Origin of the sequence: Acetivibrio straminisolvens JCM 21531 (assembly GCF_000521465.1) — a bacterium.
GTDB lineage: Bacteria > Bacillota > Clostridia > Acetivibrionales > Acetivibrionaceae > Hungateiclostridium > Hungateiclostridium straminisolvens.
Window position 1 is genome coordinate 15,049 of record NZ_BAVR01000026.1, and the last position, 14,843, is coordinate 29,891.

The 14,843-nt window shown below is 39.6% G+C and carries 6 protein-coding genes and 2 pseudogenes; 7 read left to right on the forward strand and 1 reads right to left on the reverse strand.

The annotated features are described in order from the left end of the window. Positions 1–138 precede the first annotated feature (138 nt). From JCM21531_RS08400 to uvrB, 5 genes and pseudogenes are all read left to right on the forward strand, one after another. On the forward strand, positions 139–2,124 hold the full coding sequence (locus tag JCM21531_RS08400; RefSeq protein ID WP_038289018.1) for a DNA gyrase/topoisomerase IV subunit B: 1,986 nt from the start codon (positions 139–141) through the stop codon (positions 2,122–2,124). 68 nt (positions 2,125–2,192) lie between these two features. Next, complete coding sequence (locus tag JCM21531_RS08405) at positions 2,193–4,376, forward strand: DNA gyrase subunit A (RefSeq protein WP_038289019.1); 2,184 nt, start codon at positions 2,193–2,195, stop codon at positions 4,374–4,376. Positions 4,377–4,553: 177 nt separating this feature from the next. After that, positions 4,554–4,913: a DUF4234 domain-containing protein gene (locus JCM21531_RS08410; RefSeq protein ID WP_038289021.1), complete on the forward strand. Its 360-nt coding sequence runs from the start codon at positions 4,554–4,556 to the stop codon at positions 4,911–4,913. Between the two features lie 3 nt (positions 4,914–4,916). Continuing rightward, the gene (locus tag JCM21531_RS08415; protein WP_094184768.1) at positions 4,917–5,255 is read left to right on the forward strand and encodes a DUF2752 domain-containing protein; all 339 of its coding nucleotides are present in this window, start codon (positions 4,917–4,919) and stop codon (positions 5,253–5,255) included. Between the two features lie 219 nt (positions 5,256–5,474). Continuing rightward, a pseudogene (gene uvrB, locus JCM21531_RS08420) lies at positions 5,475–7,455 on the forward strand (excinuclease ABC subunit UvrB). A gap of 90 nt (positions 7,456–7,545) precedes the next feature. Here uvrB and JCM21531_RS08425 read toward each other — a convergent pair. Continuing rightward, a complete protein-coding gene (locus tag JCM21531_RS08425; RefSeq protein ID WP_038289022.1) occupies positions 7,546–8,589 on the reverse strand; it encodes a 3D domain-containing protein in 1,044 nt (347 codons plus the stop codon). A 451-nt stretch (positions 8,590–9,040) separates the two neighbouring features. Between JCM21531_RS08425 and uvrA the strand changes: the two are divergent. Both uvrA and JCM21531_RS08435 read left to right on the forward strand, forming a co-directional pair. Then, a pseudogene (gene uvrA / locus JCM21531_RS08430) lies at positions 9,041–11,868 on the forward strand (excinuclease ABC subunit UvrA). Positions 11,869–12,196: 328 nt separating this feature from the next. Beyond that, positions 12,197–14,599, forward strand: coding sequence for an ATP-dependent Clp protease ATP-binding subunit (locus JCM21531_RS08435; RefSeq protein WP_038289044.1), 2,403 nt, complete (start codon positions 12,197–12,199; stop codon positions 14,597–14,599). Positions 14,600–14,843 lie beyond the last annotated feature (244 nt).

Sequence of the window (14,843 nt, forward strand, 5' to 3'; positions counted from 1 at the left end):
ATTCTTTTTGTTGATATTTAGCTTCTTTAGGCAACTTTAAGACGGGCCAATCTTGACACGAACATAAGTTTTGATGTAAGCTGAATCATAGGGCACATCGGTAATTCCAAGAATAATAATAGGAGTGACACAAAGGTTATGTCAAAGGAAAAGCAGAAAAAGGCTGAAAAATATGGAAACGACAGTATTAAATCTCTAAAGGGCGCCGACAGGGTCAGACTGCGTCCGGCAGTTATATTTGGCTCAGATGGTATCGAAGGCTGCCAGCATTCGGTTTTTGAAATACTGTCCAACTCAATAGACGAGGCCAGGGAAGGCTTTGGCAAAGTGATTGAGGTTACGAGATACAAGGATTATTCTGTTATGATAAAGGACTATGGCCGGGGAATACCGCTGGATTATAATGAAAGCGAGAAACGTTACAATTGGGAACTGGTATTTTGCGAGCTTTATGCAGGCGGAAAATACAAGAATAATTCCGGTGAAAACTATGAATTCAGCCTTGGACTGAATGGGCTGGGAAGCTGTGCGACTCAATACAGCTCTGAGTATATGGATGTCACGGTTTTTAGAGATGGTATGAGATATGATCTGCATTTTGAAAAAGGTGAAAATATCGGAGGGCTTAAAAAGCAAAAATGCGACTATGAAAGCACGGGAACCATTATTAAATGGAGACCGGACCTTGAGGTGTTTACGGATATAAATATACCTCTTGAATACTATACCGAAGTGCTAAAAAAGCAGGCCGTTGTTAATGCCGGTTTAAAATTTAAATTATATGATGAAGAGTCGGGGCAGGTTTTTGAATATTGCTACGAAAACGGTATTGTGGACTATGTAAAGGAGATTTCAGGGGATAAAGGATTTACAGATATTCAGTATTATGAGACAACTACAAGGGGAAGGGACCGGGAGGATAAGCCCGAGTACAAGGTAAAAATGCAAATAGCTTTTTGCTTCAACAACGAAGTAAATCTCCTTGAGTACTATCACAATTCCAGCTTTTTGGAGCATGGCGGCGCTCCCGATAAAGCAGTAAAAAATGCATTTGTTTATGAGATAGACAAATGTCTTAAGGCTCAAGGAAAATACAACAAGGATGAGTCCAGGATTACATTTCAGGATATACAGGACAGCCTTATACTTGTGACAAACTCCTTTTCCACCATTACAAGTTATGAGAACCAGACGAAGAAATCAATTACCAATAAATTCATTCAAGAGGCAATGACCGAGTTTTTAAAAGAAAAGCTTGAAGTTTATTTCATAGAAAGCAAAATGGAATGTACCAAGGTTTTGGAACAAGTGCTGGTGAACAAGAGAAGCAGGGAGACCGCCGAAAAAACCAGAATCAATATAAAAAAGAAGCTTAGCGGGAATGTCGATATTTCAAACAGGGTAAAAAAGTTTGTAGACTGCAGAAGCAAAGATGTTAATAAAAGAGAGATTTATATTGTGGAAGGAGACTCTGCTTTAGGCTCTTGTAAACTCGGACGAGATGCTGAGTTTCAGGCTATAATACCGGTCAGAGGTAAGATTTTAAACTGCCTTAAGGCGGACTATGACAGCATATTTAAAAACGAAATTATTGTTGACCTCCTAAAGGTGTTGGGATGCGGTGTTGAGATTAAGTCAAAGCACAATAAGGAGCTGAGTACGTTTGATCTTAGCAATCTTCGATGGAGTAAGATTATTATATGTACCGATGCCGATGTGGACGGTTACCAGATAAGGACCCTTATACTGGCAATGCTTTACAGACTGGTTCCGACTCTGATACAGGTTGGGAAAGTATTTATTGCAGAGTCGCCGTTGTTTGAGATAAGGACGAAGGATAAAACGTATTTTGCTTATACGGACAAGGAAAAAAATGAAATCGTTTCAAAGCTCAAGGGAAAATACACTATAATGCGTTCAAAAGGACTTGGTGAGAACGAGCCTGAAATGATGTGGCAGACAACCATGAATCCGGAAACAAGAAGGCTTATTCAGGTGGTTCCTGACGATATTAAGAAAACGGAAGAGTTTTTTGATCTTCTTCTTGGAGATAACCTTGCTGGAAGAAAATTGTATATTGAAGAAAATGGATATAAGTATCTTGATATGATAGATGTAAGCTAATATTATTTGAATTGCTGAAATGGCGGACAGCTAAGTATATATAAATAGTGGAAAGGTGAAGTAATGATATGCCTTCAAACAATTTGATTGAGCAGAAAATAGTTGATACTCTTGAAAAAAATTATATGCCTTACGCGATGAGCGTAATTGTTTCAAGGGCAATACCGGAGATAGACGGACTTAAGCCGTCCCATAGAAAGCTGCTGTATACAATGTATAAAATGGGCCTGTTGACCGGCGAAAAAACCAAATCGGCAAATGTGGTGGGTCAGACCATGAAGCTTAATCCCCATGGCGATATGGCAATTTATGAGACCCTCGTGAGGCTGACCCGCGGCAACAATGCTCTGCTGCTTCCCTATGTGGATTCTAAGGGTAACTTCGGAAAACATTATTCGAGAGATATGAAATTTGCTGCACCGCGATATACCGAGGTAAAGCTTGATAAAATATGTGAAGAGCTTTTTAAAGATATTGACAAGGATACGGTGGACTTTGTCGACAACTACGATGGGACAATGAAAGAGCCGAGACTTCTTCCGAGTACTTACCCCAACATTTTAGTGAATGCAAACCATGGTATTGCTGTAGGTATGACAAGTAGCATATGCAGCTTTAATCTTATAGAGGTATGCAATGCCGCTATTGAGTTTATTAAGGACGAAAATGCGGATATTCTCAAAGTTTTGAAAGCTCCTGATTTTCCTTCCGGAGGACAACTGATATTCAAAGAGAGGGAAATGAGGGAGATTTACGAAAAAGGCAGGGGCAGCTTCAAGCTCCGGGCAAAATATAGGTATGATAAAGCAAACAGTTGCATAGAAATATATGAGATACCTTATACTACAACAGTTGAGGCCATCATAGATTCCATTGTAGATCTTGTAAAGAGCAATAAAATTCGGGATATTTCCGATGTAAGGGACGAGACGGATCTAAACGGCCTTAAAATAGCGTTGGATGTAAAGAAGAATACAGATCCCAATACGCTCATGAATAAGCTGTACAAATTTACGCCCATTGAGGACAGCTTTAGCTGCAACTTTAACGTACTGATTAACGGCCGTCCTATAGTTTTGGGAGTCAAGGGAATTCTCAGAGAATGGGTCAGCTTTAGGATGGAGTGTATTAAAAGACAAACCCTTTTCGATATAGATAAAAAAACTCAGAAACTTCATATTCTCCTTGGTTTGGAAAAGATTTTATTGGATATTGACAAGGCCATTAAAATCATTAGAAATACTGAAGAAGATGCAATGGTAGTTCCCAACCTGATGAGGGGTTTTGAAATAGATCAGGTTCAGGCTGAGTTTGTTGCGGAAATAAAGCTTAGAAACCTAAACAAGGAGTATATTTTAAAACGTGTTAGCGAGATTGAGAGCCTGAAAAAGGAAATTGCAGAGCTTAACGAACTATACGGCAGCGAGAAAAAAATTAAGAAGGTTATTATAAAGCAACTGGAGGAGATTGCAAAGAAGTACGGTAAACAAAGGTGCACGGAAATTATCATGGAGGAACATATCGAAGAGATAACCCAGGAGCATTTGATTGAAGATTACAACTTAAAGCTGTTCCTCACAAAGCAAAACTATTTAAAGAAGATTCCTCTTACATCATTAAGAAGCAGTCCCGAACATAAGCTAAAAGAGGATGACTTTATAATCCAGGAGCTGGAAAGTCACAACAAGGCAGACCTTCTGTTGTTTTCAAATAAACAGACTGTGTACAAAATGAAGATATATGAAATTGAAGACTGTAAAGCAAGTAGTTTGGGAGAGTTTCTTTCAAATGTTCTTAACCTTGAAGAGGGTGAGGAGATTATTCATATGGTTGCCACGGATGACTACAAGGGTTATATGATTTTTGCCTTTGAAAATGGTAAGGTGGCAAAAATAGAGCTTGAAAGCTATGCAACCAAAACAAACAGAAAGAAGCTTGCCAATGCATATAATGGCTTGTCAAAGCTGGTTTATATCGGGCATATAACGGAGGATGAAGAGCTGGTAGCCTTTAGCAGTTTAAACAAAGTTCTTATTTTCAATACTTCCGGCATAAATCCGAAAACCACGAGAGACTCCCAAGGGGTTCAGGTGTTAAAGTCAAAAAAAGGAAGTGTGATGACTTGTATTAAGAAAATAAACGAGGTTTCTTTTACAGACCCAGATTATTACAGGACAAGGAATATTCCTGCAATAGGTTGTTACCTTAAAGATGAAGATGTTGAGGACAATCAGATAAAACTTGAATTGTAAAAAAAAGTAACAGTAAAATCATTTCGGAAGTTATTGCGTTCATCATGTTATTTTGGTAATATATATAGCGTAATACAGCTTTAATTAAATAGTTCAAAAGTTGTATTATTGTAAAAAAGTCTGTCAACAGACTGGGCTTTTGCAGAATACCAATTATTCACAAAAGGAGAGGGTCAAATGTATAAAAATCAAGTGAGATCACCTGGATTAGTTATCGTTCTATCAATAGTAACCTGCGGTATTTATGCTTGGTATTGGATTTATAAGATGTCTGAAGAACTGCAGAATGCTACAGGCAAGTCATCGGTGAGTCCCGGTACGGAAATCTTGTTGTGTATTGTAACTTGTGGTATTTACGCGATTTATTGGTATTATAAATATGGAAAGTTGATTGCTGAAGCTCAGGAACAGGCAGGATTAAGGGTTGAAGATAATTCTGTATTGTATCTGTTGCTTGCAATTTTCGGTTTGGGTATTGTAAACATGGCTCTTATGCAGTCAGCTGCAAATAAAATATGGGAGCAGGATCTAATATAAGAAGTGGGATTGTGTCTTTTTAAGAATTTTTTTGGCCTTCCCTGTCCGGGATGCGGAATGACGAGGGCATATTTAAGTTTGTTAAAATTCGATTTGGCGTCAGCTTTTTATTATCATCCTCTGTTTCTGCTTCCTGCTATATTGGCCATAATTGTTATTTTCAAAAACAATAAATATTTTATGCGCCTGTATAAAAACAATCTTCTATGGGGCTGTATCTTGGCAGTGTTTATTCTTGTGTGGATTGTCAGATTTGTGCTGTTTTTTCCCGACACTCCGCCGATGGATTACAATTCAAAAGCTTTGATACCGCAACTCTTGAGATTGTTTGGCGTATACTGAATTCATACAAAAATAATTTTACTTATAAAAAGAAGCCACAAAAGTACATATTTGTGGTTTCTTTTATTTGGCCTCTTCGAATGAAATGAAAGAGGTAAAAGCGAAAGGACTCGATGTCCCGAGTTTTTATTACTCTCCAAACATATGTTTGAATGTATATGTAACTGTGGTATAATAAAGTGAAATAACCTTACCAACAGAATTGAGGTGCATGTTTATATGCATAAATTTAAGCTTGTATCCGATTACAAACCCTGCGGGGATCAGCCTGAGGCTATAGATAGCTGGTAGAAGGAATTAACAGGGGATGCAGAGGGCAGACTCTTCTGGGGGTGACCGGGTCCGGTAAAACGTTTACTATGGCCAATGTTATTGAAAGGGTTCAGAAGCCCACCCTTGTCATTGCCCACAACAAAACTCTTGCGGCACAGCTTTGCAGTGAGTTTAAGGAGTTTTTCCCGGAAAACTGTGTCGAGTATTTTGTAAGCTATTATGATTATTATCAGCCGGAGGCTTACATTCCTTCCACCGATACCTATATTGAAAAGGATTCATCAATGAACGATGAGATTGACAAGCTGAGACACTCGGCTACTGCTGCATTGTTTGAACGAAGGGACGTTATAATAGTTGCCAGTGTCTCATGTATCTACGGTTTGGGAGACCCGGAGGATTATACTGATTTGATGCTTTCGCTGCGTCCGGGCATGATAAAGGACAGGGATGAAATAATTAGGAAACTGGTGGATATTCAATACGAAAGAAATGAAATCGATTTCAAGAGAGGAAAATTTAGAGTTCGAGGCGATACCCTTGAGATATTTCCGGCTTCATCCTCCGATAAAGTGGTGAGAGTGGAGTTTTTCGGCGAAGAAATTGATAGAATTACCGAGATTGATTCTCTGACCGGGGAGATAACGGGAGTATGTTCTCATGTTGCTATTTTTCCGGCTTCCCACTATGCTACGACAAGGACAAAAATGGAAAGAGCCATAGTGTCAATTGAACAGGAACTTGAGGAGAGGGTTAAGGAATTGAAGTCGGAAGGAAAGCTCCTTGAGGCGCAAAGACTTGAACAGAGGACTAGATATGACCTTGAAATGATGCAGGAGGTAGGATTTTGTCAAGGCATAGAGAATTATTCGAGGCATATAAGCGGAAGAGCTCCGGGAAGTCCTCCTTTCACCCTTATTGATTATTTTCCCGATGACTATTTGATGATAATTGATGAATCCCATGTAACCGTTCCTCAAATTGGAGCTATGTACAATGGCGACCGCTCGAGAAAGGAATCCCTTGTGGAATACGGATTCAGGCTTCCTTCTGCTTTTGACAACAGACCGCTGAAGTTTGTGGAGTTTGAGAAAAAAATTAACCAGGTCATATTTGTCAGTGCTACACCGGCAAAGTATGAAAAGGAGAACTCTGAGCAGATAGTGGAGCAAATAATAAGACCTACAGGACTACTTGATCCCGAAGTGGTTGTGAAGCCTGTAAAAGGACAGATTGACGACCTGATTGGGAGATAAGTGAAAGAGTTCAAAAGAATCAGCGTGTTATGGTTACCACTCTTACAAAAAAGATGGCCGAGGATCTGACGGATTACTTAAAGGAGCTTGATTTTAAAGTTCAGTATTTGCATTCTGATATTGACACCATTGAAAGAATGGAAATAATACGAAATCTTAGACTTGGAGTATTCGATGTTCTGATAGGTATTAATTTGTTGAGGGAAGGGCTGGATATTCCGGAAGTATCCCTTGTGGCTATTTTGGATGCCGACAAAGAAGGATTCCTTCGTTCGGAGACCTCATTGATTCAGACCATAGGAAGAGCGGCCAGAAATGTTGAGGGAAAGGTTATAATGTATGCCGATAACATTACGGATTCAATGAGAAGGGCCATTGACGAGACCAATAGAAGAAGAAAAATTCAATCGGAATACAACCTAAAGCATGGAATTACGCCGAAGAGTGTACAAAAGGGAATTAGGGATGTAATTGAAATTACAAAGGTTGCGGAAGAGGATGCCAAGTACTTTATCCGTGGTGATGAGGATTCGATGGATAAGGATGAGATTTTGGAAATAATAGAAAAATTGGACAATGAAATGAAGGCAGCGGCAGCGGAACTTCAATTTGAGCGGGCTGCAGAGCTTAGGGATAAAATTGCCGAACTAAAGAAAAAGATAGAGTCTTAGGAAGAAAATAAAATAGTAAGATTAAAATAAAGATTTTGCTTTATTATATAATAAGCTCAGAACCCAAAACTGGTTTCTGAGCTTTGTCAATTAGTCCAGTACGTATACTACTACTTCCTGCAACCCAAATTTCATTGCATTGTTGTATACTGTTGACTCGCCGGGTTTGTCTTCGCCAAAGAAAATATCTATTTTATTGCCCTTGATAAGGCTTCCGGTATCTTCAGCTATGTATATTCCGTCAAGATGGCTGTATGCCACGGGAAAAGATATGTATACCCTGGTCCCCAGCGGTATGACGGATGGATCTACGGCAACAGTTCTGCCAACAGTAGCACGGGCTCCCGAGGCTGTGATTCCATACGCAGGATGTTCCCGGGTTTTGCCGCAGCTTTTGTATGAGAGATCGTAGGCTGTGGCTGTCATATTAATTATCCTTTTGCACTGGGGCATAATGTCTGCAACTTCAACTTTTGTGCGTGTAAACTTGGTTTCGGTGGCCTTTACTTCAGTTGCAGAAGCCGATTTAACCATTTTTGACCTTGAAACAGGTACACTTTGAGTTTTTGAGAGGCTTTCATCAGTTATATTTTTCTTGATTTCAGTCAAGGAAACATCCATGGTATTGATAGCCGAAACAGGCATGGAAATTCCCTCAGTTTTGCAAGGCACGCTCTCTTTGCCGAGGCTTGACAGTTTTGTGCTGCTTGGGGATATCCAAGTGGAACTTTTGAAATTCTGCACGTTGTTGGCTGCTTTTTCAGTGATTGAGTTGAGGACGTTGTTGCCGGCGCAGGTAAGTAGAAAAGTCATTACAGACCCTGCTGCTATCAGTTTCAGATCCAGATCCTTATTACTCAGAATCGACTGGCTGCAGTCTTTGACCCGCTCAAGAACAGAAGCCGACTTGGAAGATAAAACTGCTGAATCTACTTTTCTTAGTATTTCATCGAGAATTTCAGGATAGTTAAGTTTTAAATGTGCCGCATTCATGAGAATTTCTTCGAGAACTTCAGGATAGTTCAGACTTTGAATCTCTTCCTCTTGAAAATACTCTGACAGATATTCCTTGCTGCTGCTCTGAACCCTGTTGAGATCCGGGCAATTAAAAATATTGCCTGCTGTATTTCCCATAATAATCCCCCCCGTCTTAAGAGCACTTTTCTGCAAGCACGTTGTCTATCTTTATATTGTTATCTATATATTCTATTAAAAAAAATGTTTGGCATATTCATATAAACTGTATAAATAGCATTAAGGATATGCAGACTTATACATCAGCAAATGTCTGGGATAAAAATGCAAATTGTATTTTAATATTTATATTATAATACAAAAAGGCATCCTTTCATAGCACAAAAGATAAAAAATATGGAAATTAATTTACATTTGTTTATAGAGAAGGTCCTATTGTATAATTGCCATTGAATAATATAGCTGTTTAAGCCCGGATAAAAGTGGATAAATATTTATAAAAAAGTTCGAACAAATGTTTGAAAACTGAAGTTTATCTGGTATAATAATAGCTGTTTATTGAAGTGCAAAGCAGAAACCTAATTAAAATTAAAATAGAGCAGGTGTTGGTATGAAAAAAGATTATATTATTGTTAAGGGTGCCAGAGAGCACAATTTGAAAAATATAGATGTTAAGATTCCCAGGGACAAGTTTGTTGTCATTACCGGATTGAGCGGTTCGGGAAAATCATCCCTTGCTTTTGATACGATATATGCAGAAGGGCAGAGACGCTATGTAGAGTCATTGTCCTCATATGCAAGGCAGTTCTTAGGACAAATGGAAAAGCCGGATATAGATTACATTGACGGTTTGTCGCCGGCTATAGCGATAGATCAGAAGACCACAAGCCGCAATCCCCGTTCCACTGTCGGTACGGTTACGGAGATATATGACTATTTAAGGCTCCTTTTTGCAAGGATAGGAACTCCCCACTGTTACTCTTGCGGAAGGGAAATTTCCCAGCAGACAGTGGACCAAATGGTGGATAAGATTATGGAGCTTGAGGAAGGCACACGAATTCAGCTTCTTGCTCCTGTAGTAAGGGGAAGAAAAGGTGAGTATCACAAGCTGATAGAAGATATAAAGAAGGATGGCTATGTCAGGATAAGAGTAGATGGAGAAGTAGTGGATGTAAATGAACCGATAAACCTTGACAAAAACAAAAAGCACAGTATTGAAATTGTGGTGGACAGGCTGATTGTAAGACCGGGAATTCAAAAAAGGCTTACGGATTCCATTGAGACTGTACTGCGTCTTAGCAGCGGTATACTTGTAGTTGATGTTATAGGCGAAAAAGAGATGCTTTTAAGTCAGAATTTTGCCTGCACTGAGTGTAACGTGAGTATGGAGGAAATAACGCCCAGAATGTTTTCCTTCAACAATCCTTACGGTGCTTGCCCCGAATGTACCGGATTGGGCTCTCTTATGAGAATAGACCCTGATCTTGTAATACCGGATAAGAAACTTTCCTTGGCCCAGGGAGCTGTCAGGGCCTCGGGGTGGAATATAGCAAATGATGAAAGCTATGCCAGAATGTATATAGATGCCCTTGCAAAGCACTATAATTTTAGCGTGGATACTCCTGTAGAAGAGCTTCCGCCTCATATTCTTAATATTATACTCTACGGCACTAACGGGAGAAGATTAAAATAGATTATGAAAGAGAAGATCAGAAAGGCTCCTTCATGTCAAGTTTCCAGGGAATTATAAGCAGCATGGAAAGAAGATACAAAGAGACAACTTCGGAGGCAATGAAGCAGTACTATGAGAGCTTTATGAGCAATATACTTTGTCCTGAGTGTAAAGGAGCAAGACTGAAAAAAGAAAGTCTTGCCGTTACCGTAGGCGGTAAAAATATATATGAGGTTTGCTCCATGGCTGTTGGAGAATCGAAAGAGTTTTTTGCCAATCTCGACCTTACGGAAAGACAGAAACTTATTGCCCGTCAAATACTCAAAGAATTAAATGCACGATTGGGATTTCTGGTTGATGTAGGTCTTGATTATCTCACGCTTTCAAGGGCGGCAGGAACGCTGTCCGGAGGTGAAGCTCAGAGAATCAGGCTTGCTACGCAAATCGGCTCCGGGCTTATGGGGGTAATATACATCCTTGATGAGCCCAGTATCGGCCTTCACCAGAGGGATAACGACAAGCTTCTAAAGAGCCTCAAGAAGATGAGGGATTTGGGAAACACTTTGGTGGTTGTAGAGCATGATGAGGATACAATGTATGCATCGGATTATATAATTGATTTGGGACCGGGAGCGGGAAGCCACGGAGGAGAAATAGTTGCCGAAGGTACCGTGGAAGAAATTAAGCAAAATCCCAACTCCATAACGGGACAGTATCTTAGCGGCAGGAAGAAGATTGAAATACCTAAAGAGAGACGAAAACCCAACGGGAAATGGCTGCAAATTATAGGAGCCAGAGAGAATAATCTAAAAAATATAGATGTAAATATACCTCTGGGGGTATTTACGTGCATTACAGGGGTTTCGGGATCCGGAAAGAGTTCTCTGATAAATGAAATTTTGTACAAGTGCTTGGCCAATGAACTCAACGGAGCAAATCAGAAGCCGGGAGAGCATGATTTGTTAAAAGGGATTGAGTATCTTGACAAGGTTATTGATATCGATCAATCCCCCATTGGCCGCACACCGAGGTCCAATCCTGCAACATATACGGGTGTGTTTGATTTTATAAGAGAAATATTTGCCAGCACAACCGAGGCTAAAACCCGGGGATACAAGTCAGGACGTTTCAGCTTTAATATAAAGGGCGGCCGATGCGAAGCTTGCTCGGGTGACGGTATTAACAAGATTGAAATGCACTTTTTACCGGACATTTATGTCCCCTGTGAGGTTTGCAAAGGCAAACGCTACAACAGGGAGACCCTTGAAGTAAGATACAAGGGAAAGAATATTGCTGAAGTTTTGGACATGACCGTTGAAGAGGCTTTGGAGTTTTTTAAGAATGTACCGAGGATACAAAGGAAAATTGAAACATTGTATGATGTTGGTCTTGGTTATATCAAATTGGGGCAGTCATCCACCACACTATCCGGAGGAGAGGCGCAGCGGGTGAAGCTTGCCACGGAGCTTTCCAAAAGGAGTACGGGAAAAACAATGTATATACTGGACGAGCCTACTACAGGGCTTCATATTGCTGATGTGCACAGGCTTGTAGGCATACTTCACAGACTGGTGGATGCAGGTAATTCCGTAGTTGTTATTGAACATAACCTTGACGTTATTAAGACTGCCGATTATATTATTGATTTGGGACCTGAGGGTGGCAGCGGCGGAGGTCTGATTGTTGCCCAGGGAACGCCGGAAGAAATAGCAAAGATTGAAAGTTCTTATACAGGATACTTTTTGAAAAAGGTTTTGCCATTTTAAGTTGCTGCTTAATATTTTTTGTGTTTATGTTTGATTAAGATGACGATATACTATTTAAAACGCAGATATTTCCATTTACAGCAGGGTAAATTTAATTTTTAATCGAGATGGGTATTATGGGCAATGGAATATTGTTAGACCAAATGCATAAATATGTGTTATACTTGAAACATAATAATTTTATGCAATAGACGTGGACAATCCACAATTTAATTATGAGTATTATAATTTTTTGAAGAGTAGTAATATATTTTTACTGAATAATTAGCCGGAAGGCGGTTTAGTTCCGTTTTGTGTTTCGAGAAAAGTGAAAGGGATGGTTATGGCTATGATGATGTGCTCAATTTGCAAAGAAAATTTGGCAGTTGTTTTTATTACCAAGATAGTAAACGGCAAGCAAACCCAAGAAGGCTTGTGTTTTTCATGTGCGAAAAAACAAGGAATTCAGCCTATAAATCAAATATTGGAGCAAACCGGTATATCCGATGAGGAAATAGATGATTTGAACAAACAGGTGGGAAGCTTTTTTGAAGATATGGATTTTTCCAGTATGAATGATACTGAGGCGGGTCCGAATTCTGCCAATCCGTTTTTAAACCTGATTAACAAGTCATTGAACAGGACGATGGATAGTATGGGCATTAAAGGGACAAAAGAAGAAACGGAATCCGACAGCAAGGCAGAACGGGAAGATAAGGACAAAAGCAATACAAGGACTAAGACTCAGGATAAAAAGGCTCCAAAAAAGAAAAAGTACCTTGACACTTACGGGACAAATCTGATTACCAAGGCAAAAGAGGGAAAGATAGACCGTGTCATTGGGAGAAACCGTGAGATTGAAAGGGTAATTCAGATATTGAACAGGAGAAATAAAAACAATCCTGTTCTAATTGGTGAACCCGGTGTAGGTAAAACTGCAATTGCAGAGGGTCTTGCTGTGAGAATCATAAACAGAGATGTTCCGGCAAAACTTTTTAACGCTGAGGTCTATGTACTTGATCTTACAAGCATAGTAGCCGGTACTCAGTTCAGAGGCCAGTTTGAAAACAGAATGAAGGGTATCATAGAGGAATGTAAGAGTCTGGGAAATATAATACTGGTTATAGATGAAATCCATAATATTATGGGGGCAGGAGAGGCCGAAGGTGCCATGAATGCTGCCAACATTTTAAAACCTGCTCTTGCAAAGGGTGAAATACAGGTTATAGGTGCTACCACCCTTGACGAATACAGAAAACATATTGAAAAGGATTCCGCATTGGAAAGAAGATTTCAGCCGGTACTGGTAGATGAACCTACCGTTGAGGAGACCATAGAGATATTGCAGGGTATAAAGGATTATTATGAAAGCTATCACAGGGTTAAAATATCCGATGAGGTAATACGGGCAGCAGCAGTTCTCTCTGAAAGGTATATTACGGATAGATTTCTTCCTGATAAAGCGATAGATGTACTGGATGAGGCGGGTTCAAGAGCCAATATTAAAAATGTTGCCCTTTTGGAATATGAAGCTTTAAAAGAGGAACTGAGAAAGGTACAGGAAGAGAAGGAAAATGCTGTTTCTGCAGATTCCATTGAGGACTATCAGAAAGCAGCTGACCTTAAGGTTAGGGAGTGCAAGCTTCTTCAGCAGATAAAAGAAATTGAGCATAAGAACAAGGATATGGAGTTGACTGTCGACGATATAGCATATGTTATAGAGTCCTGGACTAAGATTCCGGTTCAAAGGCTTACTGAAGTTGAAGCCAAAAAGCTTCTCAATCTTGAAGAAAGGCTTCATAATAGAGTCATTGGACAACACCAAGCTGTAAGCAGTGTTGCAAAGGCCATCAGGAGGAGCAGGGCCGACTTTAAAAAGAGAAAAAAACCGGCTTCATTTATCTTTGTAGGTCCTACCGGTGTGGGTAAGACGGAGTTGGTGAGGGCGCTGGCAGTAGAGCTGTTTGAAAGTGAAGAAGCGCTTATCAGGCTGGATATGTCCGAGTATATGGAAAAGCATACGGTATCCAAACTTATTGGTGCACCTCCGGGATATGTGGGCTATGATGAAGGCGGCCAGCTTACCGAAAAAGTAAGGAGAAAGCCTTATTCGGTAATACTTTTGGACGAAATTGAAAAAGCGCATCCGGATGTGTTCAATATGCTGCTTCAAATTCTTGAGGACGGCAGGGCAACGGACAGTCATGGAAGAACCGTAAGTTTTGAAAATACGGTATTGATAATGACATCCAATGCAGGAACCAGTCTTAAGGCTAGCAGTATAGGTTTTGCAAACGACAACTATATTGCTATGGAGAATAAAATTAAAGAAGTCTTGAAGGAGACATTCAGACCGGAGTTCTTGAACAGGATAGATGAGATTATAGTGTTTAATGAGCTTACCAGGGATGAACTTAAGCAGATAGTTGATTTGATGCTCAAAGATGTTGTAGAAGAAGTGGAAAGCAAGAAAATGAGCATCAAATTCGAAGATGGAGTCCGGGAGTTTGTTCTTGAAAAGGGCTATGACCCTAAATACGGGGCAAGACCTCTTAGAAGGACAATACAAAAGTACATTGAGGATGAACTTACCGAGATGTATCTTAAAGGGATGTTTGCAGAAGGAAGCAATATTGTAGTTGGCGTTAGGGATGGAAATATTGCATTTAATGTAGAAAGTCCGGCAGAAGAACCAACAGAAGGACCGGCAGTGGATACCGAAGGCCCAACGCTAGATAGTTCGAACGCGTAAAGATTCTTTTGGATAATAACATAAAAAGCATTTACTTTAGGCAGCCAAGTAAATGCTTTTTTATATTGTATAAGAATTGAGTATGAAAAAATGTGTTGAGCTTACTATTATTATATCAAGAAAAGCTCTGTAGGATTATTAAATTACTGTTAAATTTTTTAACAATCACCAAATACAAACTGCTTTATAGTAAGCAAATTCAGAATGCTTGCTCAAGCATTCATTATTATGATAAAATCGTTAT

Excerpts from the sequence above, each read along its gene's own strand:
- JCM21531_RS08405 (WP_038289019.1), top strand. The coding sequence starts at position 2,193 with ATGCCTTCAAACAATTTGATTGAGCAGAAAATAGTTGATACTCTTGAA.
- JCM21531_RS08435 (WP_038289044.1), top strand. The coding sequence starts at position 12,197 with ATGATGATGTGCTCAATTTGCAAAGAAAATTTGGCAGTTGTTTTTATT.
- JCM21531_RS08425 (WP_038289022.1), bottom strand. The coding sequence starts at position 8,589 with ATGGGAAATACAGCAGGCAATATTTTTAATTGCCCGGATCTCAACAGG.
- JCM21531_RS08410 (WP_038289021.1), top strand. The coding sequence starts at position 4,554 with ATGTATAAAAATCAAGTGAGATCACCTGGATTAGTTATCGTTCTATCA.
- JCM21531_RS08400 (WP_038289018.1), top strand. The coding sequence starts at position 139 with ATGTCAAAGGAAAAGCAGAAAAAGGCTGAAAAATATGGAAACGACAGT.